Source organism: Hyphococcus aureus (genome assembly GCF_042643165.1).
GTDB lineage: Bacteria > Pseudomonadota > Alphaproteobacteria > Caulobacterales > Parvularculaceae > Hyphococcus > Hyphococcus aureus.
In genome coordinates this window covers 1,648,383-1,673,794 of the sequence record NZ_JBHRSH010000001.1, presented here as the reverse complement: position 1 = coordinate 1,673,794, position 25,412 = coordinate 1,648,383, and the positions used below count along the sequence as shown (strand labels likewise).

Annotated in this window: 22 protein-coding genes; 14 read left to right on the top strand and 8 right to left on the bottom strand. The window is 57.8% G+C overall.

From position 1 onward, the window contains the following. Nucleotide 1 precedes the first annotated feature (1 nt). Entirely contained in the window at nucleotides 2-1,723 is a 1,722-nt protein-coding gene (locus tag ACFOOP_RS08235) for a dipeptidyl-peptidase 3 family protein (protein ID WP_379880426.1), read from the bottom strand. A 183-nt stretch (nucleotides 1,724-1,906) separates the two neighbouring features. On the opposite strand from ACFOOP_RS08235, the gene ACFOOP_RS08230 reads away from it, so the two are divergent. From ACFOOP_RS08230 to ACFOOP_RS08200, 7 genes are all read left to right on the top strand, one after another. Beyond that, nucleotides 1,907-3,103, top strand: coding sequence for a lytic murein transglycosylase (locus ACFOOP_RS08230; protein ID WP_379880425.1), 1,197 nt, complete (start codon nucleotides 1,907-1,909; stop codon nucleotides 3,101-3,103). A 216-nt stretch (nucleotides 3,104-3,319) separates the two neighbouring features. Continuing rightward, nucleotides 3,320-5,581, top strand: a complete 2,262-nt coding sequence (locus tag ACFOOP_RS08225; protein WP_379880424.1) for a TonB-dependent receptor — start codon at nucleotides 3,320-3,322, stop codon at nucleotides 5,579-5,581. Nucleotides 5,582-5,670: 89 nt separating this feature from the next. Then, nucleotides 5,671-6,354: a Fe2+-dependent dioxygenase gene (locus ACFOOP_RS08220; RefSeq protein ID WP_379880423.1), complete on the top strand. Its 684-nt coding sequence runs from the start codon at nucleotides 5,671-5,673 to the stop codon at nucleotides 6,352-6,354. 98 nt (nucleotides 6,355-6,452) lie between these two features. Next, nucleotides 6,453-6,977 (top strand): phasin family protein, encoded by a 525-nt coding sequence (locus ACFOOP_RS08215; RefSeq protein WP_379880422.1) that lies wholly within the window; start codon nucleotides 6,453-6,455, stop codon nucleotides 6,975-6,977. A gap of 41 nt (nucleotides 6,978-7,018) precedes the next feature. Further along, nucleotides 7,019-8,923, top strand: coding sequence for a bifunctional tRNA (5-methylaminomethyl-2-thiouridine)(34)-methyltransferase MnmC2/FAD-dependent 5-carboxymethylaminomethyl-2-thiouridine(34) oxidoreductase MnmC1 (gene mnmC, locus ACFOOP_RS08210; protein WP_379880421.1), 1,905 nt, complete (start codon nucleotides 7,019-7,021; stop codon nucleotides 8,921-8,923). Between the two features lie 72 nt (nucleotides 8,924-8,995). After that, nucleotides 8,996-10,384: a pyridoxal-phosphate dependent enzyme gene (locus tag ACFOOP_RS08205; RefSeq protein WP_379880420.1), complete on the top strand. Its 1,389-nt coding sequence runs from the start codon at nucleotides 8,996-8,998 to the stop codon at nucleotides 10,382-10,384. A gap of 448 nt (nucleotides 10,385-10,832) precedes the next feature. Next, nucleotides 10,833-11,177 carry an arsenate reductase gene (locus ACFOOP_RS08200; protein ID WP_379880419.1) on the top strand — a complete coding sequence of 115 codons (345 nt, stop codon included), beginning with the start codon at nucleotides 10,833-10,835 and terminating at the stop codon, nucleotides 11,175-11,177. A 7-nt stretch (nucleotides 11,178-11,184) separates the two neighbouring features. On the opposite strand, the gene ACFOOP_RS08195 is transcribed toward ACFOOP_RS08200, so the two are convergent. Next, nucleotides 11,185-11,580, bottom strand: a complete 396-nt coding sequence (locus ACFOOP_RS08195; protein ID WP_379880418.1) for a four-helix bundle copper-binding protein — start codon at nucleotides 11,578-11,580, stop codon at nucleotides 11,185-11,187. Nucleotides 11,581-11,672: 92 nt separating this feature from the next. On the opposite strand from ACFOOP_RS08195, the gene ACFOOP_RS08190 reads away from it, so the two are divergent. The 4 genes from ACFOOP_RS08190 to ACFOOP_RS08175 all read left to right on the top strand — a co-directional run bounded on the left by ACFOOP_RS08190 (nucleotide 11,673) and on the right by ACFOOP_RS08175 (nucleotide 15,643). Then, complete coding sequence (locus ACFOOP_RS08190) at nucleotides 11,673-12,137, top strand: YaiI/YqxD family protein (RefSeq protein ID WP_379880417.1); 465 nt, start codon at nucleotides 11,673-11,675, stop codon at nucleotides 12,135-12,137. A 155-nt stretch (nucleotides 12,138-12,292) separates the two neighbouring features. Continuing rightward, entirely contained in the window at nucleotides 12,293-12,784 is a 492-nt protein-coding gene (locus ACFOOP_RS08185; RefSeq protein WP_379880416.1) for an Hsp20/alpha crystallin family protein, read from the top strand. 131 nt (nucleotides 12,785-12,915) lie between these two features. Continuing rightward, nucleotides 12,916-14,085 (top strand): cystathionine gamma-synthase, encoded by a 1,170-nt coding sequence (locus tag ACFOOP_RS08180; protein WP_379880415.1) that lies wholly within the window; start codon nucleotides 12,916-12,918, stop codon nucleotides 14,083-14,085. Nucleotides 14,086-14,227: 142 nt separating this feature from the next. Next, nucleotides 14,228-15,643: an alanine/glycine:cation symporter family protein gene (locus ACFOOP_RS08175; RefSeq protein ID WP_379880414.1), complete on the top strand. Its 1,416-nt coding sequence runs from the start codon at nucleotides 14,228-14,230 to the stop codon at nucleotides 15,641-15,643. On the opposite strand, the gene ACFOOP_RS08170 is transcribed toward ACFOOP_RS08175, so the two are convergent. The 5 genes from ACFOOP_RS08170 to rpmH all read right to left on the bottom strand — a co-directional run bounded on the left by ACFOOP_RS08170 (nucleotide 15,640) and on the right by rpmH (nucleotide 19,681). Beyond that, a complete protein-coding gene (locus tag ACFOOP_RS08170; protein WP_379880413.1) occupies nucleotides 15,640-16,584 on the bottom strand; it encodes a tyrosine recombinase XerC in 945 nt (314 codons plus the stop codon). The genes ACFOOP_RS08175 and ACFOOP_RS08170 overlap by 4 nt on opposite strands. Before the next feature lie 50 nt (nucleotides 16,585-16,634). Beyond that, on the bottom strand, nucleotides 16,635-17,276 hold the full coding sequence (gene yihA, locus ACFOOP_RS08165) for a ribosome biogenesis GTP-binding protein YihA/YsxC (RefSeq protein ID WP_379880412.1): 642 nt from the start codon (nucleotides 17,274-17,276) through the stop codon (nucleotides 16,635-16,637). Then, on the bottom strand, nucleotides 17,273-19,084 hold the full coding sequence (gene yidC, locus ACFOOP_RS08160; RefSeq protein ID WP_379880411.1) for a membrane protein insertase YidC: 1,812 nt from the start codon (nucleotides 19,082-19,084) through the stop codon (nucleotides 17,273-17,275). The genes yihA and yidC overlap by 4 nt, the downstream gene beginning before the upstream one ends. A gap of 55 nt (nucleotides 19,085-19,139) precedes the next feature. Then, nucleotides 19,140-19,475, bottom strand: a complete 336-nt coding sequence (gene rnpA / locus ACFOOP_RS08155; protein ID WP_379880410.1) for a ribonuclease P protein component — start codon at nucleotides 19,473-19,475, stop codon at nucleotides 19,140-19,142. A 71-nt stretch (nucleotides 19,476-19,546) separates the two neighbouring features. After that, nucleotides 19,547-19,681, bottom strand: a complete 135-nt coding sequence (gene rpmH / locus ACFOOP_RS08150; RefSeq protein WP_379880409.1) for a 50S ribosomal protein L34 — start codon at nucleotides 19,679-19,681, stop codon at nucleotides 19,547-19,549. Nucleotides 19,682-19,984: 303 nt separating this feature from the next. Here rpmH and ACFOOP_RS08145 point away from each other — a divergent pair, with 303 nt between their 5' ends. Genes ACFOOP_RS08145 through ACFOOP_RS08135 form a run of 3 tightly spaced genes read left to right on the top strand, consistent with a single transcriptional unit; the run spans nucleotide 19,985 to nucleotide 23,541 of the window. Next, the gene (locus ACFOOP_RS08145) at nucleotides 19,985-20,713 is read left to right on the top strand and encodes a TVP38/TMEM64 family protein (protein WP_379880408.1); all 729 of its coding nucleotides are present in this window, start codon (nucleotides 19,985-19,987) and stop codon (nucleotides 20,711-20,713) included. A 2-nt stretch (nucleotides 20,714-20,715) separates the two neighbouring features. Next, complete coding sequence (locus ACFOOP_RS08140) at nucleotides 20,716-22,128, top strand: dihydrolipoyl dehydrogenase family protein (protein ID WP_379880407.1); 1,413 nt, start codon at nucleotides 20,716-20,718, stop codon at nucleotides 22,126-22,128. 6 nt (nucleotides 22,129-22,134) lie between these two features. Beyond that, nucleotides 22,135-23,541 (top strand): sensor histidine kinase, encoded by a 1,407-nt coding sequence (locus tag ACFOOP_RS08135; protein ID WP_379880406.1) that lies wholly within the window; start codon nucleotides 22,135-22,137, stop codon nucleotides 23,539-23,541. 2 nt (nucleotides 23,542-23,543) lie between these two features. Here the strand turns inward: ACFOOP_RS08135 and ggt are convergent, their stop codons facing one another. Then, a complete protein-coding gene (gene ggt, locus ACFOOP_RS08130) occupies nucleotides 23,544-25,358 on the bottom strand; it encodes a gamma-glutamyltransferase (protein WP_379880405.1) in 1,815 nt (604 codons plus the stop codon). Nucleotides 25,359-25,412: the final 54 nt, after the last annotated feature.

Genomic DNA, 25,412 nt, shown 5'->3' with positions numbered 1-25,412 from the left:
CTTAAAGCTCATCCGCATAAACCGGCTGAATATCCACCGGCAGATCAGTGAGCGAAGCGATGATACTTTCCGCATGTTCATCAAGTTTGGCATATGTGTTGAGGAAAGTTTTTGCCCCATCATAGTCGCCATCGCCCTGAACGATAACAACATCGCGCGTCAGGTCGGAAATCGCCTGTTCCAGCTTCGCGAAATCAATCACGTAGCGCTCCGCCTGCGCGTCCCACGAAAAGGCGCCCGCTTCCTTGAAATAGGAATACTGAAACGCCGCGCCTTTTCCATGCGCTTCGTTAATGCCGAAACGCATGGCGCGGAACAGCCCGACAAAATAGGTGGCGAGGAAATTTTCTTTCTCCGCCGCCGGCATGTCGCCCCGCTCCATCATATACAGAATGTTATAGGCGCCCATGACATCGGCTTTGCCTTCCTCAACCGCAGAATAAAGCTCCTGCAACTGGGCGTTCACCGTCGTCTCTTCACCATCAACCGTGATCGTGCCAGGCCCGAGGCTGTGGGAGAGTTCATGGAACAGCGTTTCGCCGGACATGTATTTTTTCATGAGCAGCGACGCCTGCCCGTCTACAAGCACGTCTTCGGCCATTGGCGCCAGAATGCGGTCAAACTTTGCGCCCAGCACATTGTTGAGCAGGACTTTCTTGGCGCCTTTCGCTTCGCGCACCCGCTCGTCATTCGGCAGGTTGAAGGCGATGGTCTGAACGCCCGGCACATTGTCGCCGCCGCCATGAACCTGATAGGTGACGGCGATGGGCGATTCAAAACCGCGCTTGAAATTTTTATAGCTCTCATCGACCGGCAAATTCGCCTCCATGTCGCGGAGGTAATCTTTATATTTAGCGAGCGCTGCGCTTTCTTCCGGATTCTTGATCGTAATGAAGGCTTCAAAGGCGGTCTTGTAGCCGAACAGGCCGTCCGTATAGACCTCATATGGCCCAATGGCCGCTTCAATGGGGCCTTGAAGGTCCATCCACGCCATTTCCGATTCATAGTAATCGTCAGAGAGGAACGCATCCGCGCGGAGCGTCAGGAATTTCTTGAGGCTTTCATTAGTGGTGATGTCCGCCGCCTCGCGCAGCAACGCCGCCGCTGGCTCCAAAAATTCGCGGTAATGTTCAGAATAGGGAATGGCCTTTAGTCCGCCGTCATCCGTGCGGCGGATCACGGTGTAACCGCTGGTGAAAGCGTCCTCGTCTTCAGGATGCGCGGCGATCCAGGCGGCGAATTCCTGCTTGGTCATATCGGCGGGATAGAACGCCGCGCCTTCCGGCAATTCCATCTCACCGTAAAACGGCTTGTTGTGGTCGAGCGTATCCCATGGACCGAAATGAAGATCGAACATCTCAAGCAGCAGCTCATTGCCGCCCGCTTCAATTTCCGCACGCCATGCAGGGTTCATCTCGCTGCGCTGGCGCAGATAGATTTTCGACATCAGAGTGCCGACCTGGTTGAGTTTGTTGACAACCTGCCGCTCCTCATCCGTGAGGAAGGAGGTGTCGGCCTCCATCTCAACAACCGCGAACTGGGCGCGCATGGTTTTCAACTCGTCTTGACCAGCCATCATTTTCTCCTCAGAGGCCGCCTCTTCGCCTGCCGCCTTTTCCGGCGCGGCCTTATCAGGCGCGGTCGATGCGTCCTGGCCTGAACAAGCCGCGACAAGCGCCAATGCAGAGACTGCGAAAAGGGAGGAAAAATTGCGGTTGAGCATGTCGAATCCTTAACACTTCGGTCGGCGGGCGCCGCCCCTTTTGCGGCGCAATCTAGCCCTTTCGCCGCGTCTCCGCAAAGCTTGCCATAATCCGGCCTTGCGGGGACGGTAGGGTTTTAATATTGCTTTGGCGGCATGATTTTTGGCCGATTGTATGATTCGCGTGCGACCAAAGGGGACGGCATGAAAAACTGGCTTATCAGTCTCGGCATCTTCGCCGCCGCCAGCCTTTCGGGCGCAAGGGCTGAACCTGCTGATTTCGAACGCTGGCTCGACAGCTTCCGCGCCGAGGCCGCCGCCGCCGGAATTTCCCAAAGCGTTCTCGACGAGGCCTTGACCGGCCTGTCCATCAATCCACGAGTTTATGAACTCAACGACAACCAGCCAGAATTTTCTCGCGGCATCTGGGATTATCTCGACAGCGCCGTCTCCGCGACGCGGGTCACTAACGGCAAGGCAAAATATCTTGAAAACCAGCGCCTCTTTACGCTGATTGAAAACGCCTATGGCGTTGACGCAGAAATCGTCGCTGCAATCTGGGGACTTGAGTCCTCTTACGGAGCGATCATGGGTGGGCACGACACCATTCAGGCGCTGGCGACGCTTGCTTTCGAAGGGCGCCGCACCGGCTATGGCCGCAGCCAGTTGATTGGCGCGCTTAAGATCATCCAGCATGGATACGCCGCGCGCAACGAGTTGAAAGGCTCCTGGGCGGGCGCCATGGGTCACACACAATTCATTCCGACCACCTATCTTGCCTACGCCGTCGATCACGATGGCGATGGACGGCGCGACATCTGGTCGAATCTCGGCGATGTCTTTGCCTCAACGGCGAATTATCTCAGCGTTTCCGGCTATCGCGGCGGCGACCCCTGGGGTCTGGAAGTCAGACTGCCCGCAGGCTTCGATTACAGCCTCGCTGACAGCGACATCAAAAAGGCGGTTGTCGAATGGGCGGCCAGCGGCGTCGAAGCGATCAGTGGGCCAGGCCTGATAGAGCGCTTTGATCCGAATATGCGCGGACGCCTCATTATTCCCGCTGGCGCGCGCGGCCCCGCATTTATCGTCTTCGATAATTTCAGCGCCATCCTGAAATATAATCGGTCCACCTCCTATGCGCTCGCCGTCTCTCTTCTGTCGGAAGAGATCGCCGGACGCAGCGGCGCGATTGTCGCCGCATGGCCAAGAGACGACCGGCCGCTCTCACTGGATGAACGCAAGGCGCTGCAACAGGCGTTGAAAGATCGCGGTTTCGATCCGGGCCCAGTGGACGGGATTATCGGCGCCGGCACAAAGAGCGCGCTCCGCGCCTGGCAGAAACAGGCCGGCCTTCCCGCTGACGGCTACGCCTCGGCCAGTGTTCTGGACGCCCTGCGCTAAAATTTCTCCAATTCGGCTTTTATGCCTCGCCGCATTCTCGCGGCGACATACTATTTTTATCCTCCACACCAATGCCTTACTATCTTTCTGCGATTTATTATCAGAATCATTCGCAAATTTATTGCGAATGATTCTTAACTGCGTTATGAGCCCCTCGCCGGGCAATGTCCGGCGCAAACCGTCTCGTCTTTCAGTCATTTCCAATGGGGGCTCGCCGTGGGCAGCAATTCCGTCAAACAGCCGAAATCTCTTCGCTTCATCGCTTCACAAACCGCACTCGCCGGGCTCGGCGGCCTTTCCGCCGCGCAGGCGCAGGAAACAATCCTGCTCGCCTCAGCAGCGCCGACAGTGCGTGATGAAATCATCGTCGAAGGCGAAAAGCGCGGCTCGAACCCCTTCGCCGACCCTGAAGCGCCTTACAAAATCGACCGCTCCGCGTCCTCGAAACTCACGGAAGATCTTCTGAACACCGCCAAATCGGTTTCCGTCATCCCGAAAGAGTTGATCGACGACGCCGGCGCCACTTCCCTCCGCGACATTATCCGCACCCAGCCCGGCGTCACTATCGGCACCGGTGAAGGCGGCAACGCCTTCGGTGACCGCATCTTCATTCGTGGCTTCGATGCGCGCAACGACGTTTATGTCGACGGCGTACGCGATCCGGGCGTTGTCAGCCGTGAAGTCTTCGCCGTCGAACAGATTGAAATCCTGAAAGGCCCATCGGGCGCCTTCGCAGGCCGCGGCTCCACCGGCGGCGCGGTCAGTCTCATTTCAAAAGCGCCGCAGCTCACCAATTTCGGCGACGTCGAGGCGAGCGTCGGCACCAGCGACACATATCGCGTCACCGCCGATCTCAACTACGCCTTTTCCGACACCCTCGCCCTTCGGGTGAACGGTCTTTATCACGAGTCCGATACGCCGGGCCGCAATGAAGTCTACAATGATCGCTGGGGCGCGGCAGCGGCGCTTTTGTGGACTCCCACTGAAGCGCTCGCCATCACACTCGATTATTATCATCTCGATACGGATGAGCTGCCCGATTACGGCCATCCATGGAACGAAGCCGAAAATGCGCCCTTTGATGTGCAGCGCGACTTTTTCTATGGCCTCGTCAATCGCGATTTCCGCGAGACATTCGCCAATATCTACACAGGCCGCATTGAATTCGCGCCGGCGGACAACATTACGCTCAACAGCGTCACCCGCTACGGCAAAACCGGAAACGCCTATGTCGTGACAGCGCCGGAGCGGCCGGACATCACCGATCCGAATCCGGCGAGCTGGACGCTGAGCGCCAACCCGAAAAACCGCAATTCGGTGAACAAATATATCGCCAACCAGACGGATGCCACGATTGATCTCATGACCGGCGGACTTGAACACACTATCGTTGCGGGTTTTGAAATCAGCCGCGAGGATATTGAAAACCGTCCCTTCGCATTCCTCGACTCAGAAGACCCGTCAACAGGCAATCCCATAACGCCCTTCACAGTGACGCAACCCATTTTCAATCCGGATCCGTTTGCGGCCTGGCCCTTCCCGGTTGAAGAAAGCGGCGCTTATTCCATCGCAGAAGTGGAATCCAACGCCGTCTATTTTCTCGATACAATTAAGCTGAATGAAGCCTTCTCCGTCTTTGGCGGCGTAAGATACGATGACTACTCGATCGATGTAGAATCGATCGGCGGCCGTTTCGGAGACAGCATGGTCTCCAATGACAGTGACTTTGTGAACTGGCATCTCGGCGCTCTCTGGAAGCCGGCGCCCAACGCATCGATCTATGCGTCGTTCGGCTCCTCTTCAAACCCGTCGGGCGAACAGGTAGACGGCCTCGGCGATTCCTATGGCGGCATCACGGCGACAACGGAGAATCTGGATCCCGAGCGCAACAAATCCTACGAGCTCGGCGCCAAGTGGAACATCTTTGACGAGCATCTGTCGCTGACAGCCGCAATCTATCGCACCAACAAGACCAATGCGCGCGTGCAGGTGGAGCCGGGATTTGGCGGCGCTTTCGCGCTCGAAGGCGAACAACGCGTGCAGGGAATCGAATTCGGCTTTTCGGGAAATGTTACGGAGGCCTGGAGCCTGTATGGGGGACTTTCGCTGCTTGAGGCGGAGATCACCAAGTCGCCGAACCCTGATGAAATTGGCGGAAAATTTCCCAATGTCGCAGAGAAAAGCTTTACGCTTCTGTCACGCTACGACATCACCGAACGCATTCATATCGGTGGTCAGGCGAATTACCAGGGCGCGCGCGCCGGTGGAACAACTGTCGGGATCGGAACGGAAATTCCTGATTATTGGCGCTTTGACTTTTTCGGCGGCTGGCAGGTGACGGATCGCGTCGGCGTTTCCTTTAACGTCCTGAACGCCACAGGCGAAGTCTACTATGATGCGATCTACCGTTCAGGCACACCTTTCGTTTACATCGCGCCAGGCCGTTCAGCCCTGTTTACTATCGACATCGATATCTGAGGTGATGACGGCTTTCCCTCTCTGCCTCTTATCACCTAAACTCCGCCGACCGCTTAGGCCGGCGGCTTTTGCGTTTGAAAGAACTCACCATGCTTTTGCCGATTCCAGATTTGCTGGGCGCTGACGACGTCGCATATATCCTCGAACAGCTGGGCGCGGCAGAATGGGTGGATGGCCGCGCGACCGCTGGCGCGCAGTCGCGGGAAATGAAGCGCAACACACAGCTTCCCGAAAACAGCCCGGTCGCCAAAGCGCTCGGCGACAGAATTCTGGATGCGCTGGCGCAGAACAGCTTGTTCATTTCGGCGGCTCTGCCGCTGCGGATATTTCCGCCCCTCTTCAATAAATATGAAGGCGGCGGCGCGTTCGATGCGCATGTGGACAACGCCATCCGGGGCGTGCCGGGAACCCCGGTCCGTCTGCGCACCGATCTTTCAGCGACACTATTCCTTACAGAACCGGATTCTTATGACGGCGGCGAACTCCTGATCGAGACCCCTTTTGGCGCTCAGGAGGTCAAGCTTCCCGCCGGCTCCATGGTGCTCTATCCGTCATCAAGCCTCCACCGCGTGGCGCCCGTGACGCGGGGAGCCCGGATCGCGTCGTTCTTCTGGATGCAGAGCATGATCCGGTCGTCAGACGATCGAGCCATGCTGTTCGACCTCGATCAGTCGATCCAGGCCCTCAGCCGGGAAAAAGGCCTCAACGACCCCTTGGTTCTCAATCTTTCCGCCGTTTACCACAATATGATCCGCCGGCTGGCCGAAACCTGATTTCCAGCCCTTGCTGCACTGCAAAAATGCGCCTATATCCCGCGGCAATTGCTGCGCCGCACAATCCCGGCGCGGCTCCAGGGATAAGGAGCGCCATAATGGCTACGACTAAGAAAACTGCGGCGAAAAAAGTCGCCGCACCCTCGACCGAGACCAAAGCCGTCGAAACCCCGATCATGCCGGACATTATGTCTTTTTCATCGGCGACCGATTGGGCGGAAACCGCAAAACAACAATTCGAAACGATGATGTCTTCTTTCACGGGCAATTTTGACGACATGCGCTCGCAGGCCGAAGGCCTCGCGGAAACTACACAAGCCCGCATGAAAACCGTGCAAGATCACGCAGCTGAAACCAACAACCGCCTCATGGAAGCCGCGCAGGAAGAAATGTCCAGCGCAGTTCAGTTCGCGAACGATCTTACAAATGCGAAAAGCTTCGCTGACGCGTTGAGCGTTCAACAATCCTACTGGACGAAGCTGTTCGAAACGCGCATGGCCCATGCCCGCGAGATCAGCGAACGCTCCGTCGCAACAGCGCGCGAGACCATGACGCCCATGGATACGCCGTTCGCCAACATGAAGGCGTTTGAAAAATTCTTCGCCTTCCCGATGAAAGCCTAGGCATAAAGACTTTCTCTTCGTCTTGAGCTACATCTCGTCTCATGAGCGGCGGGAAGCAGATCAACGAAGCGGACATTGAATGGGGCGCGCCCGATAGTGACGGCGCGCCCTCTTTTGTTGTCCCCCGTTCCACTCAATTCGATGACGTCTATTTTTCCGGCGATGGTCTTGCGGAAACGCAACATGTTTTCCTTGCCGGCAATAATCTGCCCGCACGGTTCAACACGAGACGCTTCCATATCGGCGAACTGGGCTTCGGCACCGGCCTAAACTTTCTCGCAGTATGGGACGCTTGGAACAGGGCTGAAAAGCCCGGCGGCGCACGTCTCAATTTCCTGTCCTTCGAGGCTTACCCCCTCTCCGCCGCGCAAATGGCCCGCGCACACGAGGCTTGGCCCGCCCTGGCCAGCCTTGCCGCCAGACTGCGCGCCGCTCTGCCGCCGCCGCAGCAGGGGTTTCATGTCCTGGATTTCGGCGACATATCCCTGACGCTTTACTATGGCGACGCTTTTGAAGGTCTACTGTGCGTCGAAGGCGGTGTGGATGCGTGGTTTCTCGACGGTTTTACTCCGGCGAAAAATCCCGGTCTCTGGTCGCCGGACATTTTCAATGAAATGGCGCGGCTTTCCGCGCCCGGCGCCACTTTCGCCACGTTCACCGTCTCTGGCGGTGTGCGACGTGCGCTCGAAGCCGCAGGGTTTCAGTGGGAAAAGCGCGCAGGTTTCGGCCGCAAAAGACAAATGCTGGCGGGCCGTATCGAGACGCCGCCACATACAACACATCGCGAGCCATGGCTTCCTGCCGCCACGCCGCTACACCCTGGCGCACGCATTGCGGTCATTGGCGCAGGAATTGCCGGCGCCAGCCTTGCCCACGCCATGCGGCGTTCAGGATTTCACCCATCCGTTTACGAAGCATCGGCGCCCGCGAGCGGCGCGTCGGGAAACCCCGCAGGCCTCATCATGCCTCGGCTTGACGTCGGCGATACGCCGGCGGGGTCATTTCATGCAAACGCTTATCTTCATGTGTTGCAACTTCTTTCTGTTCTTGGAGGCGATGTATTCAGGCCATGCGGCGTGCTTCATCATGCGGCCAGCGACAGGGATCGTGAGCGTCAGATAAAATTACTGGCGCAAGGCGCGCTTCCCGAGGGCTTCATGGAAGAGCGCAGGGAAGGGCTGTTCTTCCCCCAGGCCGGGGTTGTCGATCCTCCCGCATTTGTAAAAGCATTGCTAAGCGACACCGAGCTTGTTTCCGGGCGCGTCGAACGCCTGCAGCAAGCGACTAGTGGCTGGCGCGTGTTCACAGGGAAAAGCGAAACAGAATTCGATGCGGTGATCATCGCCAACGGGCTTGACGCATTACGCTTCGCCGAAGCGCGAACTCTGCCGCTGGCGGGCTCCGCCGGACAGATCGACTGGTTTCCAGATGCGCCAGCGCCGGACCACGCCCATGCATTCGGCCCTTATGCGGCGCCTTGCCCAAGAGGCGGCGCGATTATCGGCGCGACCTATGCCCCCATCTCCATCGGCGCCGAGGCGCGCTTCACTAATGAGGCGACGCAATCGAACATCGCCGCCGTCGCCCGCGCGCTTCCTGAGGTCGCTGCAACGCTGGATGCGAACCAGTCACACCCGCGCGCATCGGTCCGCTGCACGACGCCAGATCGATTGCCCCTTTGCGGCCCCCTTCCCGACTGGGGCTTTTATGGGGGCGCCTATGACGGTCTCAGAACCGGCAAAAAAAGAGACTATCCATCGGGGGAAACGCGGCCCGGCCTGTTTGTCCTGACCGGGCTCGGTTCGCGCGGGCTCGTCACCGCTCCTTACGCCGCCGCCCTCCTCGCTGCGGAACTCGCAGGCGCGCCAAGCGACGCAACAATCATGCAAGCGCTCCATCCTGCGCGCTTTTTTATCCGCGATTTGAAGCGAGCCGGCGCCAGATAATTCCTCGCCTTGCGAGGGGTCCGTGCTTTGGGGTAAGCCCGCTGCAAGCTCTAAATCCAAGGAACCCCCGCCATGCGTGAAACGCCCTTCGGCCCCGTTTATGACAATGTGCTTGAAGGGATCGGCAAGACGCCGATGGTCAAGACCTCACGTCTCGATACGGGCCCGTGCGAGCTTTATCTCAAGCTTGAATCTTCGAACCCCGGCGGCTCCATCAAGGACCGGATCGGCATCGCCATGATCGAAGCGGCGGAGCGCGAAGGAAAGCTGAAGCCCGGAGGCACGATCATCGAGGCGACCGCCGGCAACACCGGACTCGCCCTCGCCCTCGTCGCCGCGCAAAAAGGCTACAAAACCATTATCGTTGTGCCGGACAAAATGGCGCAGGAGAAAATTTTTCATCTAAAGGCGCTCGGCGCCGATGTGCGCCTCACACGCTCCGATGTGGGCAAGGGTCATCCGGAATATTATCAGGACGTGGCTGAACGCATCGCGGAAGAGACTGGCGCCTTTTACGTCAACCAGTTCGGCAATGACGCAAATCCGAAAGCTCATGAGGATAGCACAGGACCGGAAATTCTCGGCCAGCTCGACGGCAAGGTCGACGCCATCGTCGCCGGCGTCGGTTCCGCCGGGACAATTACGGGCTTGTCGCGCTTCTTCAAGGAGCATTCGCCAGAAACGGATATCATCTTGGCGGACCCCAAGGGCTCAATCCTCACCGACTATGTAAACAAGGGCGCGCCGCCCAACGAGGTCGGTTCATGGCTGGTGGAAGGCATTGGCGAGGATTTCATTCCTGACATCGCCGACCTTTCTCATATCAAAAAGGCCTATGACATCACCGACAAGGAAAGCTTTGAGGCGGCGCGGGATCTCCTAAAAAAAGAAGGCATTCTCGGCGGCTCGTCGTCCGGAACAATCCTCGCGGCGGCGCTAAAATATTGCCGCGAACAGAAAGAGAAAAAGCGCGTTGTCGCTTTCGTCTGCGACCGCGGTGATAAATATCTCTCCAAGATGTTCAACGACTACTGGATGTACGATCAGGGCTTTTTGAAACGTCCGCCAAAAGGCGACCTGACCGACCTGATTACGCGGCGCCACTCGGAACGTGCGACCGTAACCGTCAAGCCCGACGACACGTTGATGAGCGCTTACGGCAAGATGAAGCTCTATGACATTTCGCAATTGCCGGTGCTCGACGATGACGCAAATGTCATCGGCCTCCTTGACGAAGAAGACCTGCTGTTCGCTGTCGTCAGAAATCGCGACAAGTTCAAAGACCCGGTGAAATCGGCCATGACCTATCGCGTCGAAACCGTCGAAGCGAAACAGGACATGCAGTCGCTTCTACCCATCTTCGCCAAAGGCCATGTGGCGGTCGTATTGAACGAAGGCAAGTTCGAGGGGCTGATTACCCGGACGGATTTGTTGAATTATTTGAGACTGCAGGTGGCTTAAATATCAAAGTAGCGATTCAACGTGACCGGCACATGCTTAAACTGCAAATTTCCTAAACGCTCCTTATGGGTGCCTGGTGAAAGGCACCCTGAGCTTGTTAACATAGATAGAGGGATAAATACGGCGCTCTCAGTATGCCGAGCATGCAGCCAGAAGTGGCTTTCTTCATACTACGAACCTTATTCATCCTTTGAATATATTGTACCTTGGCTATTCCCAGCAGATGCTTTTAAAAAAGCACACAATCTAGGTGGGGCAAAAACCATCTGTGGCTGGCATCGGCATGAAGTAAAACGTCTTGGAACTGACTTACCACCTGAAACACTTGAATTGATCGAAAAACACTACCAACGTTCATATGGTTGTGAAGACTTACGGCCCACAGGCGATGACAATCCAATAATTCTTGACGACAAACCTTCCGCTCAAGCTTAACAGAAAAACTTCTATGATCCTTTACGGCCTTAAAAACTGCGACACTTGCAAAAAAGCGCGCAAAGCACTGGAAGCAGTAGGCGAAGACATAACGTTTCACGATGTGCGCGCCGACGGCGTCACAAAAACCCAAATCGCAAACTGGGCGAAGGCCGCTGGCTGGGAAAAACTCCTCAACAAATCTTCCACCACCTGGCGCGGGCTCTCCGACGCCGAAAAAGACGGCGTCACCGAGAAAAAAGCGCTCGCCCTCATGGCGGAACATCCGACGCTGATCAAACGTCCAATTATCGAAAACGGTCCGACGCAGGTTTTTGTGGGCTGGTCGAAAGACGTTCAGGAAAAACTACTGGGCTAACAGCCCATCAATTCACTTCCGGCAGCGCTTGACGACAGTCTGACGTACATTCGCGGCACATTTTCCCGCAGCGATTGCAATGCTGGTTGTCATGCTTTTCACACTCTTCGGCGCACGCTTCGCACGCCAGAATGCAGGCTTGGAGCTGGGCGCGCAGAACGACAATATTTTGCGCCGTACGGCGCAGTCCGGTTTTCGCTGTCGCCTCGCAAATATCCGAACAATCGAGACAATTACGGATGCACTGGCGCATATCCTTGGCCGTGCTTTCCGCAAGACACGCATCCGCACAGGAGGCGCAGATTTCAGCACAATACATGGCGTGCCGCACAGCAACGCCTAACTCTTCGGTGAAGTCGTCACCCACCTGAGGGTGGTTCTTTATCATATCCATTACAAGCATGACGCCATCTCCTTTGACCTTTACCTTAACTGGTCTTAGGGAACCCATGATGTGCAGGATCGTTCCTGCACCCAATCCCTACTGGAAGATCCATGGTTATCTCACCTGAAATCCTTGTGGACGCTGACGCCTGCCCCGTTAAGGAGGAGGTTTATAAGGTTGCTTTCAGACATGAAATTCCTGTCACAGTCGTCGCGAATGCGCCGATCCGCATTCCGGATCATGAGCTGATTACGCGCGTCACCGTCAATGATCATTATGATGCGGCGGATGATTATGTAGCGGAACATGCGCACTCCCACGCGGTCATCATCACTGCCGACATCCTTCTCGCTGAGCGTTGTCTGATAAAAGACGCAATCGTCATCAGCCCGAAAGGCGAGCCTTTCACCAAAGACTCTATTGGCGGCGCGATCGCCGCGAGAGCCTTGATGGCGGGTTTGCGCGCCGGGGCGGAAAGCGCTTCCGGCGGACCAGCGCCTTTCCAGAAAGCCGACCGATCACGCTTTCTCCAGAAGCTCGACGAAACCCTCGTGCGCCTCAAACGGCAAGCGTAGGCGTCATTTCTGAGACATACTATCATTTGCGGAAAAACGTCGCACTTGAACTGGACGCGCCGGCTTTTATGTGTGGTGCGTCAACAGGAATAGCCTGATTGGCGTTCCCGTTTGACGTTGTCTGTTTCGATTTTCACCCGACAGGAGACAATGTCATGTTCAAACCTCTAAGTGTTTTCAATCGTAATCGCACGTCGCCGGCTCTAACCGATGATGACGGTGCGCCTTTCTTTCAATTACATCGGGAGATGAATCGTCTTTTTGACGACTTCTTCTCTGATTTCGGCGCACCGGCGGCGTTCGCCGGACAAGGCGGCAACGGCGCCCGCGCCATTCATGTCGATTTCAAGGACAATGGCAAAGCCCTTGAAATTGAAGCTGAACTTCCCGGGGTCGATGAGGATAATGTGGATGTCGAGCTTCATGACAACCTCCTCACCATCCGCGGCGAAAGAAAGGACGAGGAAGAAAAGGAAGGCGTCTCACGCCGCTCCTACGCCTCATTCCAGCGTTCAATGTCGCTTCCCTTCGACGTCGACCCGGACGCGATTGAGGCGAAATTCAAGAACGGCGTCTTGAAACTTATCCTGCCCAAGCCGCCGGAGCTTGAGGCCAGAACGAAGAAAATAGCGGTGCAGCGCGGGTAACGTCCCTTCTCGCGCTTTTGGGGGAAACATCGCGATGGATTTCCAGTGGCCTGTCCCCAAGCCGCATATATGGCCGCTGGAAATTCCTCTTCATGCGCGCTAAGTCCCTTGCCAAAGAGAAGGGACGCCCCATGACCAGCGACAAAAAGAACCGCCCCGCCTTCGCGACCCGCGTCATTCACGCGGGCCAGGAACACGACCCGACGACCGGCGCGGTGATGCAGCCGATTTACCAGACCTCGACCTACGCACAGGAAAGCCCGGGCGTGCATAAGGGGTTCGTCTACGCCCGCGGCGCCAACCCGACGCGCTTCGCGTATGAACGTTGTATCGCCGACCTCGAAAATGGCGCGCGCGGATTCGCCTTCGCCTCGGGCATGGCCGCGATCTCCACCATGCTGGAGCTTTTTCCGGCAGGATCGCACATCATCGCCATGGACGATGTCTATGGCGGCACCTTTCGCCTGTTCGAACGCGTGCGCCGCGATTCAGCCAATCTCGACTTCGCTTATGTGGATCTGACAGACCCGGCGAAGTTTGAAGCTGCTATCACGCCGCAAACAAAGCTCGTCTGGCTTGAAACACCGACAAACCCGCTTTTGAAAATCGTCGACATTGAAGCGATTTCAAAAATCGCAAAGAAACACGGGATCACCGTTGGCTGCGACAACACTTTCGCCTCACCCTATTGCCAGCGCCCGCTCGACCATGGCGCCGACATCGTCATGCACTCCGCAACAAAATATATTGGCGGCCATTCCGACGTTATTGGCGGCGTCCTTGTTGTGAATAACGCCGAACTTGCTGACCGCATCGCCTTCCTGCAAAACTCCGTGGGCGGCATACAGGGTCCGTTCGATTCTTTTCTTGCGCTGCGCGGCCTGAAAACCCTGGCGCTGCGCCTTGAACGCTCGACCTCCAACGCCATGGCCCTTGCCGAATGGCTGGAAGCGCATCCCGCCATCGATCGCGTCACCTATCCGGGGCTTAAGTCCCATCCGGGTCATGAGGTCGCCAAGCGCCAGATGGACGCCTTTGGCGGTATGGTCACCATTTTCGTGAAAGGCGGCCTCGACGCCGCCAAGACCATGCTCGAGCGGGTTGAACTTTTCACCCTCGCGGAAAGCCTTGGCGGTGTAGAAAGCCTCGTCGAGCATCCCGGCATCATGACCCATGCGTCGATCCCGCCGGAACGGCGCGCGGAAATGGGCCTCGACGATTCGCTGGTGCGTCTTTCCATCGGCGTTGAAGATATCGGCGATCTGCGCGCCGATCTCGATCAGGCGCTGCAAGGCTTGTAGGACCGCAAATAACAAGGCGAATGGCGCTGACAGGCTCTTTGTTAAGCGTCGTTACATGGCTGCCCGGCCTCCACTTTTCCTGAAAACGCTTTAAGGTGCGCGGCTCCCACCGCCGCGGCGCGCGGCCTTATCAGGATTTTTCATGGCCGACGTCTCCTTCGCTGACCGCATTGACAACGCCCTGACCCCGGTCAGCGACTTCGTGTCCTCAATCATCTTTTATTCCATAGACGTCTTTGGCGTATCCCTGCCTCTCGTCGTCATCTGGCTCATGACAGCAGCGGTCATCATCACCTTCTCGCTCGGCTTCATCAATCTGAGCGGCTTTCGTCACGCCTGGTCGCTCATCATCAGTCCCCGCGACCAGCAAGGCGCCCATGGTGAAATCTCTCACTTTCAGGCGCTCTCCTCTGCGCTTTCAGGCACCGTAGGCCTCGGCAATATCGCTTCAGTGCCTGTCGCCATCGCCATCGGCGGCCCCGGCGCTGTTTTCTGGATGGTGCTTGCCGGCTTCTTCGGCATGTCGTCGAAATTCGCCGAATGCGCTCTCGCCGTGAAATATCGCAAGGTGCGCCCGGATGGTTCAACGCTGGGCGGACCGATGTATTACATTGAAGACGTGTTTCGGCGGCTTGGTCTGAAGACACTCGGCAAGGCTGCGGCGATCTTCTTCGCTATCATGGCCATCGGCGCCTCTATCAGCATCTTTCAGGTGAACCAGTCCCACGCGCAATTCGCCAATGTCACCGGGCTGAATATCCCTGTCACTTTCGGCGTCATCATGGCGGCGGGCGTCGCCTATGTCATTCTCGGCGGCATCAAACGTATCGGCAAAGTGACGGGCATTCTCGTGCCGATGATGGGCGCGCTTTATCTCGGCGCCGGCCTCGTCATTCTCGCCATGAACTTCACAGCCATCCCCGACGCTTTCGTCACTATTTTTGAAAGCGCCTTTGGACTTGATGCGGCGGGCGGCGGCTTTGTGGGCGCCCTGATCAATGGCATCCGGCGCGCAACCTATTCCAATGAAGCCGGTGTCGGCTCCGCCGCTATCGCGCACTCTGCGGTCAAGACCAACGAACCGCTGACGGAGGGTTATGTGGCGCTGCTCGAACCTTTCATCGACACGATTGTGGTCTGCATGATCACAGCCCTCGTCGTGATCGTCACTGGCGCTTATGAGCCCTATCTATACGCGGAAAATATTGTCGGTATCGAGATCACATCCGCCGCCTATGAAAGCGCCTTTTCCTGGTTTCCCTATATCCTCCTAGTCGCCTCCATGTTGTTCGCATTCACGACACTTGTAAGCTGGGCGTTTTACGGTGCGCAGGCCGCCGCCTACCTCTTTGGCGACACGAAAAAGGTCGATGTGCTGTTCAAACTCGCGCTCTGTGTCGTTTTGTCGACGGGCGCCGCGGTGTCGCTGTCTTCGATCCTCAACTTTATCGACTCCATGTTGTTTGGCATGTGCATACCCAACATCATCGCGCTCTATTTCCTTCTGCCGGAACTGAAACGCGATGTGAAAATCTACAAGGCGAAATATGGAGTTTAGGCGCGAGGATGCGCCTTATCGAAAACCTTCAGGAGGTTTTCCCTGTCGATCTTGGTATAGCGCTGGGTCGCGGCCAGAGAAGAATGACCGAGCAATTCCTGAATAGCGCGCAGATCGCCTCCTGCTGAAAGAAGATGCGTCGCAAAGCCGTGACGCAGGGCGTGCGGCGTCGCCGAGTCAGGCAGATTCAGCGCCGCGCGCAGCTTCGCCATAGTGCGCTGGGCGAGCGTCGCCGATAGCGGCTTTCCGCGGGTTGAAAAAAACAGGGGGTCGTCCGCTTCGCCGCCATAAGGGCAAAGCTTCTGATAGGCCTCCACCGCATCGCGGGCGGCTGGAACCACCGGCACGAGCCGCGTTTTGGCGCCCTTGCCTTTGATGCGCAGTGTGTCGCTCAACGGCACATCGGCCCAGCGCAAAGAGAGCGCCTCGGAAATCCTGAGGCCCACGCCATAAAGCAGCGTGATCAACGCGGCGTCACGCGCCTGCTCCCAAGTCTCTTTCCGGGTGGACGTTTTCATCGTCGCCGCCGCTTCGATCAGCGCCTCTGCGTCCGCTTCCGTCACAGGACGCGGCAGGCGCTCTTTCGCCTTCGGTCCGCGCATCACGGCGATGGCGTCATTCTCGACTTCAGCGCGCCGTCCCAGAAATTTGTAAAATGTCTTCAGCGCGGAAAGCTCAAGCTTGAGCGATGGCGGGCCCAAGCCTTCATTCCGGCGCTGGGCGAGATAGGCGCGGAAGTCTTTTGTCTCAAGGCGCGACAGATCCTTTAGCGAGGCCGGACCGCCGAGATGGCCTGCGAGAAAGACCTCGAAATGCGAAAGCGTCGAGGTGTAATTCCTGAGGGTATAGACGCTGGCGCGCTTTTCCGATTTCAAAAAGCGTTCAAAAGCGCCCCGCCAATGGGCGAGCGATGTTTCGCTGCTGGAGTGCGATTGCGCCATAATACTAGAACGCCGCGGCGAAGGTTAAGAAAGTCTTTACGCGCTTAAACCTATTCCGCCAGCGCAGCGAGATCGGCCCGGAGTTCGGCGATGCCGTCTCCTTTTTCCGATGAGGTCGCCCGCACAATGGGATGCGCCGCGGGCCGGCGCACGATCTGTTTGCCTGTCGCCTCAATCAGTTTTTCAAGCGCAGTCGGTTTGATCTTGTCCGTTTTTGTCAGCACGATTTGATAATTCACCGCCGCCTCGTCAAGAAGGTCCAGAACCTCAACATCGACGGGTTTCAGTCCATGGCGTGAATCGATAAGAACGCAGACACGGCGCAACACTGACCGGCCGCGCAGGAAATCGCGCGTCAGGGCAGTCCATTGCTCCACGTCTTTGCGCGGCGCTTTCGCATAGCCGTAACCGGGCAGATCGACGAGACGCAGCGCGCCTTCAAGGTCGAAATAATTGATTTCCCGCGTGCGCCCCGGCGTGTTCGAGGCGCGCGCAAGGCCGTTTTGACCGACCAGCGCATTGAGAAGGGTCGATTTGCCCACATTGGAGCGGCCCGCAAAGGCGACTTCGGAAGGCCCCTCATCGGGCAGCGTTTCCAGCGCCGTCACACCGAGCATGAACTCGGCGCGCTTGGCGAACATTAACCGGCCCGCTTCGATCGCCGCAGGAGAGAACGCGTCGGGCGTCGTCACTTGGCGTCACTGGGTGCGTCTGTGGCGGCGCTCTTTTTCGCCCAGGGCAAATTCAGCCTTTGACCAAGTTCAACCTTCACGCCGTTCTTTTTCATGATGTACCACTGCTGGAGAATGCCCAGCGTTGTGTTCCAGAACCAGTACAGCACAAGCCCGGCCGCAAATGGCGCGAAGATGAAGACAAAAACGAAGGGCATGAAGGCAAAAACCTGCGCCTGAACCGGGTCGGCCGGCGGCGGGTTCAGCTTGGTCTGGAACCACATGGCGACGCCCATCAGCAGGGGTAAAAACCCGATCCCGAGAAGCCCGCCGATCATTGGCAGCGCTGTCGGATCAAAAGGCAGCAACCCGAAAAGATTGAAAACTGTTGTCGGGTCCGGAGCGGAGAGATCCTGTATGTAAAGAAACGGCTGGTGACGAAGCTCAATCGTGACGAACAGCGTCTTATAAAGCGCGTAAAAAATCGGCATCTGCAACAGAATTGGAAAACAGCCCGCAAGCGGATTCATCTTTTCCTTTTTGTAGAGCGCCATCATTTCCTGTTGCAGCTTCATCTTGTCGTCAGCGTAGCGCTCCTGAAGCTTTTTGATTTCCGGCTGCAGTTTCTTCATCTTCGACATGGACTCATAGCCCTTGTTCGCGATCGGGAACAAAATCAGCTTGATGACCAATGTCAGGAGAAGAATCGCGACGCCGAAATTACCGAGCGTATCGCCGAAAAAGTTGAGCGTGTAGAAAATCGGCCGCGTCAAAAAGAAGAAATGACCCCAGTCCACGGCTTTGTCGAAATCATAAACACCGAGACCGCCGTCCTCCGGTTTGGCTTCATAGGACTGCAACAGGTCCACATCCTTCGGGCCGCCAAACATATAGGACTGCATGGACTTTGTTTCACCTGGCGCGAGGGCAGTGCTAGGCATGGCGTAAAACGCCTCAAAGATCGGCTTTTCGGTCGTGCCGCGATTGGCGAGCGTCGCCTCTATTTCAGCATCCGCTGGCGGAATGGAAGCGGCGAGCCAGAATTTATTGGTGACGCCGACCCAACCGCCAACGCCGGTCTCTTCAACCTTGGCGTCTTTGTTCTTTTTAAGCTTGTTGTATTTGCGCTCGAAAAGTTTGGTTCCAATAACGCCAAGCGGGCCTTCATGCAGGATCATGAAGTTGGTATAGTCTTCCGGCGTATTACGCTGCGTCACAGTCGCGAAGGGGCGCAGGTTTTTAGTTTCGTCGGAATTGTTCGTCACGGTCTGGGTCACCGTGAACATGTATTTCTCATCGACGGAGATCGTTTTCTCAAATGTCAGACCGCCGCCGGTTCGAGTCAGCGTCACCGGCGTCTGCGGCGTGAGGGTGGAACCTTCTGCTACTGTCCATTGTGCGCCCGCCGCCGTATCGGCGCCGACCGCCCAGCCCTGCTGCATGAAATGACCATGCTGTGTTTCCGCCGGGCTTAAGAGCCGGATCGGCGCGCTGGCGTCATCGAGCCCTTCGCGATATTGCAAAAGCAGAAGGTCATCGAAACGGCCGCCTTTCAAATTGATCGACCCTTGAAGGGTCTGGGTCTTGATCGGAACGCGCGCCGTGGATTTTGCAATGGCGTCTTCGACGGAGACATCCGCTTCTGGCGCCGCGATGCCGCCAATATCCGGATCCATGTCCGAGGTTTGCACGGCCTGGACCTGTTGAGCGGCCTGCGCGGCCCGGGCTGCTTCCTGCTGCGCCTCTCGCTGGGGCCCAAGCACCATATAATCCCAGACGAGAAATACGCCGAAGGAAAGGGCGATCGCCAAGATCAAATTGCGGTCCATGAAAAATCCCGATGAATGCTGGAAACGGCGCAGGCCTCGCCCACTTCAGTCCGTTCTATGTAGGGTTACGGTTGAGCCTTAAAAGGGCGCGCTTCATATCGTCAAGCAGCGCTTCGAAATTGCGGTCATAAGCCGCTTTTCGAGCGACGAGAACATAGTCAGCGCCGGGGGCCGCCAGATCGGGGAAAACTTCTCGCGCAGCCGCCCTCAAACGCCGCCGGATGCGGTTGCGGATAACCGCATTTCCAAGCTTTTTAGTGACGGTGAGGCCAAGCCGGGCCGTAGGGCCATTTTCCGGATTTTCCCGGGCCAGCATCAGAAAAGAGGCGCTGTGGGCCTTTTCGGCCCCGCGCATCGCCAGAAAGTCCCGACGTTTCTTGATGACGCCCATGGGCAGCCTCACGCGGGTGACGCTAAAGGATTGGTCTGATTTGGTTTTTTCGCCGTGGCCCAAGCGCCGAACTAGGCGGAGAGACGCTTGCGGCCCTTGGCGCGGCGCGACGCCAGCACTTTTTGGCCGCCCTTGGTCGCTTTGCGCGCGCGGAATCCGTGACGGCGCTTGCGCTTAATCCGGCTCGGTTGAAAAGTGCGTTTCATCTTTCGATCCTCAAAGACGGGTGCTGAGCGGCGCGCGCCGCCAATTCAGCATTCAAACAAGAGGCGGGGGAATAAACCGGCGGCGGCGCGCCGTCAACACCGGGAATGGCTTATTCCGGAGGGTTTTCACCGATTTCGCCGATTCCTCATTCCCGAAACCCGGTTTCGCGCGCTTGTGACCCTTCGGGGGCGAAGCGTGACGTGAAATCCCGGCCTTTCCGGCTAGAAAGCGGGCGGCGGGGACCAATCATCAGTATAGATGAGCCCGCTGCCCGTCGTCCTGATTCCTGAAAGGCTTATTTCTTGTCCGAAGCATCTCCCCCCGCCAAGAGCCTGCTCCACCGCCTCCTCCCCCTTGTCATTATCGGGGCCGCGCTCATCGCGTTCTTCGCCCTTGGCCTGCACCGCTATTTCACCCTCGACGCCCTGCGCGACAACCGTGAGGCCCTTCAGCGATGGGTGGCCGCCGACCCGCTGCGCGCGATGGCGATTTTTTTGGCCGTTTATGCGGCCGCGGTCGCGATCTCGTTTCCGGGCGCCAGCATCCTCACCATATTCGGCGGCTATCTGTTCGGCCTCTGGGTTGGCACACCGTTGATCGTCATCGCGGCGACGATCGGCGCCACTCTCATTTTCTTTGCGGCGAAAACGGCGCTTGGCGATCTCTTGTCGAAACGCGCCGGCGGATTTGCGAAACGCATGGAGGAAGGATTTCGCAAAGGAGAGCTTTCCTACATGTTCATCCTCCGGCTGGCGCCGATCTTTCCTTTCTGGGCGGTGAATATCGCCGCCGGTCTCATGGGCGTATCCTTGCGCAACTTTTTGATCGGCACTTTTTTCGGCATCATTCCCGGCTCTTTTGTCTACGCCAGCATCGGCGCAGCGGCGGGCGCAGCTTTTGACGCCGGCGAAGATATCTCGCTCACCGGCGTTCTTTTGAAACCGGAAACGCTGACGCCCATTGTTGGACTGATCGTCCTGGCGCTGATCCCGATCCTTCTCAAACGCAAGACTGCCCCGGAGGCGCAATAAACATGGCGCAGACAATCAAAGCTGATCTTTGCGTCATTGGCGCAGGTTCAGGCGGCCTTTCCGTTGCGGCTGGCGCCGCCATGCTCGGCCGCAATGTCGTTCTCATTGAGAAAGGCGAGATGGGCGGCGACTGCCTCAATACTGGCTGCGTGCCGTCAAAGGCGCTTATCGCCGCGGCGGCGCGCGCGCAGGAAATGCGCGAGGCGGATAAATTCGGGGTCGCCAGCGTCGAACCGAATATCGATTTCGCAGCAGTGATGGATCATGTCCACGGCGTTATCGCCGGGATCGCGCCGATTGACAGTCAGGAGCGGTTCGAAGGGTTAGGCGTCACCGTTATTCGCGAACATGGCGCCTTCAGCGGACCGCGCGAAGTGACAGCCGGCGACAATCTCATCCGCGCAAAACATTTCGTGATTGCGACCGGATCAACGCCCCTGGTTCCGCCCATACCCGGCCTTGAGGATGTCCCCTATTTCACCAACGAAACCCTGTTCGACAACCGCATCGCGCCTGATCACCTGATCATCATTGGCGGCGGACCCATCGGCATTGAAATGGCGCAGGCGCACAGACGCCTCGGCGCAAAAGTGACCGTGATCGAAGGCGGCAAGATTTTGGGGCGCGAAGATCCTGAACTCGCCGACATCGTTCGTGCGCGCCTCGTCAAGGAAGGCATCGATCTTGTCGAAGGCGGCCAGGCCGAGCGCGTTGAGAAAACGCCGTCCGGCGTCAGCGTCACTGTGGGCGCGCGCGCCATCGAAGGCTCGCATCTACTTGTCGCCGTTGGGCGCAAGCCAACCGTCGAAGGAATGAATCTGGAAGCGGCCGGAGTCGATTACGACAAAAAAGGGCTGAAGACTGATAGCCGCCTTCGCACGACCAACAAACGCATCTACGCCGCCGGCGATGTTGCGGGCGGGCGGCAGTTCACGCATGTGGCGGGCTATCACGCCTCCGTTCTTGTCAGAAACATCCTCTTCAAGGCGCCCAGCAGGAATAATGAACATCTCGCGCCTCACGTCACCTATTGCGATCCGGAACTGGCGCAGGTCGGCCTGACCGAGAAAGAAGCGCGCGAGCGCCATGGCGAGATAAAAGTAGTAAGATGGCCATTCTCGGAAAATGACCGCGCCCAAGCCGAGCGGGAAACGGAAGGCCTCGTGAAAATCGTCACCGACAAGAAGGGCTACATCCTTGGCACCGGGGTTGTTGGGCGCGGCGCCGGCGATTTGCTGCAGCCATGGACGCTCGCCCTCTCATCTAAGCTCAAAATCCGCGCCTTTACTGATATGATCGCGCCCTATCCCACCCGCAGTGAGGCGAGCAAACGCGCCGCCAGCGCATGGTATTCGGATACGCTGTTTTCCGACCGTACACGATTTTTGGTCCGTCTTCTTTCCATGTTTGACTAGGTCTCCATGAAAGCCGCAATCGCAAAACGGTCGCTTTCGACCAAACTCCTCTTCCTGACGATCATCTTCGTGTTCGTCGCGGAATTTGTCGTGCTGGTGCCATCCATTGCGAAGCAACGGCGCGACTGGTTTACAATGCGCTTCGAGGAAGCCTATCTGGCGAGCCTTGCGCTTGAAAGCCCGAGAGAAGGCGCCGCGGACGAAATGCTGGTGCGTCAGCTTTTTTCCACCGCCAACATCCTTGGCGTCACTATTCACAGCGATGACATGCGCATGCTGATCCTGGCGCCGGAGATCAACCCTCATGGCGCGCCAAATATGCTGCGGGTGGATCTGACACGCGAAAACTTCATGAATATGATCACCAATGCCTGGGGAACTTATTTTTCTCGCGGCGATCATCTCATCCAGGCGACCGGCCGTCCGGAATTCTCCACCGGCCAGACCGTTGACATCATCGTCTCCCAAAAAGCGCTGCGTGAGGATCTCTATGCCTATGCACGCAACATCTTTTTTCTGTCGCTGATCATCTCCACCCTGACGGCGGGACTAGTTTACTGGTCGCTCAACCGCATGATTGTACGGCCCGTCAAGAGACTGACCGAAAACATCACCGCTTTTGACGCCGATCCGGAAAATGCATTCGGCATATTGAAGCCTTCCGGCCGCAAGGATGAAATCGGCGCGGCGGAGGAAAGCCTCGCCGCCATGGAGAAAAGCGTGCGCGACCTGCTTGGCGAACGCCGTCGCCTCGCCGCGCTTGGCGCCGGCATTTCAAAGATCAGCCACGATCTCCGCAACATTCTCGCCTCGGCGCAGCTCATGTCAGACCGGCTTGCAAAATCCGAAGACCCGAGCGTCAGAAAGCTTTCGCCCCGTCTGATCTCTGCGCTTGATCGCGCCATTGCCCTCAGCCGCGACACGCTGACTTTCGGCCGCATGGAATCGCGACTGCTCAGCAAGGCGCCGTTTTCCCTGCATGACCTCGTTGATGAAGTGCTGGACGACACCGCCGCCATGGGCGTGACGGCGCTCAACAAGGCGCCGGAAAGCCTGACCATCGCCGCTGACCGCACGCAGCTTTATCGCGCGCTCTTCAACCTCGTGCGCAACGCCGTTGAAGCAATACAGGAAATTGAAGCCAGCGAAACGCTCGGCTCAGTGACGATCGACGCCCATGTTGAGGACGGCGCCGTCGCCATCGTCATTACCGATAGCGGACCGGGCTTACCCGATCACGCTAAGGCCGATCTTTTCGAACCGTTCAAAGGATCACAAAAACCCGGCGGGTCCGGCCTCGGCGTCGCGATCGCCGCGGAAATCGCGCGCGCCCATGGCGGATCGCTGATCCTTGAAAAGAGCGATGCGACCGGCGCGGTTTTTCGCATCACCCTTCCCGGCGCAGCGCAATAAAGCTATTGCGCTTCAACCTCGCCGGTCAGCCACACGCCTTCGCGCCGCGGGTCCGCGCCGCCCTCAAAAGAACCATCAGGCAGTCTTTTGAACGCATGCACGCCGCTATTGAGTTCGCGCGTTTCGACCGCATGACCGCGCGCTTTGAGCCCCTCAATGATCTGATTGTCATATCCATCAGCTTCGAGAATTGGCGCGCCGCGCGGATAGACAGCGTTCGGATAGTTTACGGCTTCCTGCGTCGACATCCCCCAATCGATCATGGCGATCAGTGTTTTCGCCACATAGCCGATGATCGCTGGTCCGCCGGGTGAACCCGCCGCCGCCCAGATCTCGCCATCGCCGTCAAAGACAATCGCCGGCGTCATGGAGCTGCGCGGGCGTTTGCCCGGCGCAACGGCGTTCGCCACAGGCTTGCCGTCACGCACAGGCAGGAATGAAAAATCCGTCAGCTGATTATTCAGCACCATGCCCGCCGCCATCTGGTGACTGCCAAAGGCAAACTCCACTGTCGTGGTCATGGAAACGACATTGCCGTCGCTATCGACAATAACGAAATGACTGGTCGAGGGCGGCTCCGGCGAGGCGTCGGCGCCATAGCGCCTCCATTGGCCCGCGCCGTCAGCAAGTTCGTAGGCCGAAGGATCCCCCGCTTCCACGGCTTCAGCAGCTGTTGACGGATTGATCTGCGCCGCGCGGGCCTTGAGATAGGCAGGGTTCAGCAAGCCTGCAATCACCGCCTCCGGTGACAGGCCCTCATCTTCACCCGCCAGCATTTCATTGTCAGCGAGATATTCGTTGCGGTCCGCATAGGCGAGACGTGAGGCTTCAAACAGGAGATGCAGCGATTCAATGGAGCCAGCGCCGGCGCCAGCGATATCGAAAGGCTCAAGCAACGCCAGAATTTGCAACAAGGTCACCCCGCCTGAGCTGGGCGGCGCCATGGAGCAAATCTGGTAGGCGCGATACGCTCCGCAAACAGGGTCGAGCTTCACCGCCGTGTAAGTCTCAAGATCGGCGAGCGACATCCCACCGGGATTAGGCGCGGAATTCACCGCCTCCACGATCGCTTCAGCGATAGGTCCCTTATAAAAAGCGTCAGCGCCGCCAGCAGCAATCGTTTTCAATGTCTCGGCGTATGCCGGGTTTTTCAACACATGCCCGACAGGCCATGGGGCGCCGTCATCGCCATAAAAATACGCCGCCGCCGCCGGCATCTGTTTGAGGCGCGGAATGCGGGAAAGCAGACCATTTAACCGCGGCGACACTTTAAATCCCGTTTCAGAAAGCGCGATCGCCGTTTCAAACCCATCGCCCCAGGGAAGCTTGCCATGTTCGTTGTGCGCAAGCTCCAGCATGCGCACCGCGCCGGGAACGCCAATGGAAAGGCCGCCCGCCACGGCGTCGTAAAAATTCATCGCCTCGCCGTCTGCGGTGAGAAAGCGCTCGGGCGTCGCCGACGCCGGCGCCATCTCGCGGCCATTATAGGTTTCGAGAAGATCAGCCTTGGCGTCATAATGAATCATGAAGGCGCCGCCGCCGAGACCCGATGATTGCGGCTCCACCAACCCCAACACCGTCTGGGTCGCAATCGCCGCATCGACGGCCGAACCGCCTTTTTTGAGGATTTCGGCGCCCGCCTCAGCCGCATAAGGGTTCGCCGCAGCGATAAACCAGCGGCCCGGCGCAGCCTCTTCAATGGTGACGTCAGAAGCCTGTATCGCTGGATTCGCACTCTCCGGGGCCGCGTCCCGCCCACACGCCGCCAGAAGCGCCATGGCTCCCGTCGCCCAAAGCCATCTCATCCTACCCGTCATGCCTCGCCTTCCCATTGCTGCGTCGCGTTCTGTCTTTTCATACGCGAGGCGGCG

What these genes read in the sequence shown, in the direction of transcription:
- rpmH (WP_379880409.1), bottom strand. Translation starts at nt 19,681, where the DNA reads ATGAAACGCACTTTTCAACCGAGCCGGATTAAGCGCAAGCGCCGTCAC.
- ACFOOP_RS08205 (WP_379880420.1), top strand. Translation starts at nt 8,996, where the DNA reads ATGCGTGAAACGCCCTTCGGCCCCGTTTATGACAATGTGCTTGAAGGG.
- mnmC (WP_379880421.1), top strand. Translation starts at nt 7,019, where the DNA reads ATGAGCGGCGGGAAGCAGATCAACGAAGCGGACATTGAATGGGGCGCG.
- yidC (WP_379880411.1), bottom strand. Translation starts at nt 19,084, where the DNA reads ATGGACCGCAATTTGATCTTGGCGATCGCCCTTTCCTTCGGCGTATTT.
- ACFOOP_RS08175 (WP_379880414.1), top strand. Translation starts at nt 14,228, where the DNA reads ATGGCCGACGTCTCCTTCGCTGACCGCATTGACAACGCCCTGACCCCG.
- ACFOOP_RS08180 (WP_379880415.1), top strand. Translation starts at nt 12,916, where the DNA reads ATGACCAGCGACAAAAAGAACCGCCCCGCCTTCGCGACCCGCGTCATT.
- ACFOOP_RS08195 (WP_379880418.1), bottom strand. Translation starts at nt 11,580, where the DNA reads ATGCTTGTAATGGATATGATAAAGAACCACCCTCAGGTGGGTGACGAC.
- ACFOOP_RS08170 (WP_379880413.1), bottom strand. Translation starts at nt 16,584, where the DNA reads ATGGCGCAATCGCACTCCAGCAGCGAAACATCGCTCGCCCATTGGCGG.
- ACFOOP_RS08215 (WP_379880422.1), top strand. Translation starts at nt 6,453, where the DNA reads ATGGCTACGACTAAGAAAACTGCGGCGAAAAAAGTCGCCGCACCCTCG.
- rnpA (WP_379880410.1), bottom strand. Translation starts at nt 19,475, where the DNA reads ATGGGCGTCATCAAGAAACGTCGGGACTTTCTGGCGATGCGCGGGGCC.
- ACFOOP_RS08235 (WP_379880426.1), bottom strand. Translation starts at nt 1,723, where the DNA reads ATGCTCAACCGCAATTTTTCCTCCCTTTTCGCAGTCTCTGCATTGGCG.
- ACFOOP_RS08185 (WP_379880416.1), top strand. Translation starts at nt 12,293, where the DNA reads ATGTTCAAACCTCTAAGTGTTTTCAATCGTAATCGCACGTCGCCGGCT.
- ACFOOP_RS08135 (WP_379880406.1), top strand. Translation starts at nt 22,135, where the DNA reads ATGAAAGCCGCAATCGCAAAACGGTCGCTTTCGACCAAACTCCTCTTC.
- ggt (WP_379880405.1), bottom strand. Translation starts at nt 25,358, where the DNA reads ATGACGGGTAGGATGAGATGGCTTTGGGCGACGGGAGCCATGGCGCTT.
- ACFOOP_RS08140 (WP_379880407.1), top strand. Translation starts at nt 20,716, where the DNA reads ATGGCGCAGACAATCAAAGCTGATCTTTGCGTCATTGGCGCAGGTTCA.
- ACFOOP_RS08230 (WP_379880425.1), top strand. Translation starts at nt 1,907, where the DNA reads ATGAAAAACTGGCTTATCAGTCTCGGCATCTTCGCCGCCGCCAGCCTT.
- ACFOOP_RS08200 (WP_379880419.1), top strand. Translation starts at nt 10,833, where the DNA reads ATGATCCTTTACGGCCTTAAAAACTGCGACACTTGCAAAAAAGCGCGC.
- ACFOOP_RS08220 (WP_379880423.1), top strand. Translation starts at nt 5,671, where the DNA reads ATGCTTTTGCCGATTCCAGATTTGCTGGGCGCTGACGACGTCGCATAT.
- ACFOOP_RS08190 (WP_379880417.1), top strand. Translation starts at nt 11,673, where the DNA reads ATGGTTATCTCACCTGAAATCCTTGTGGACGCTGACGCCTGCCCCGTT.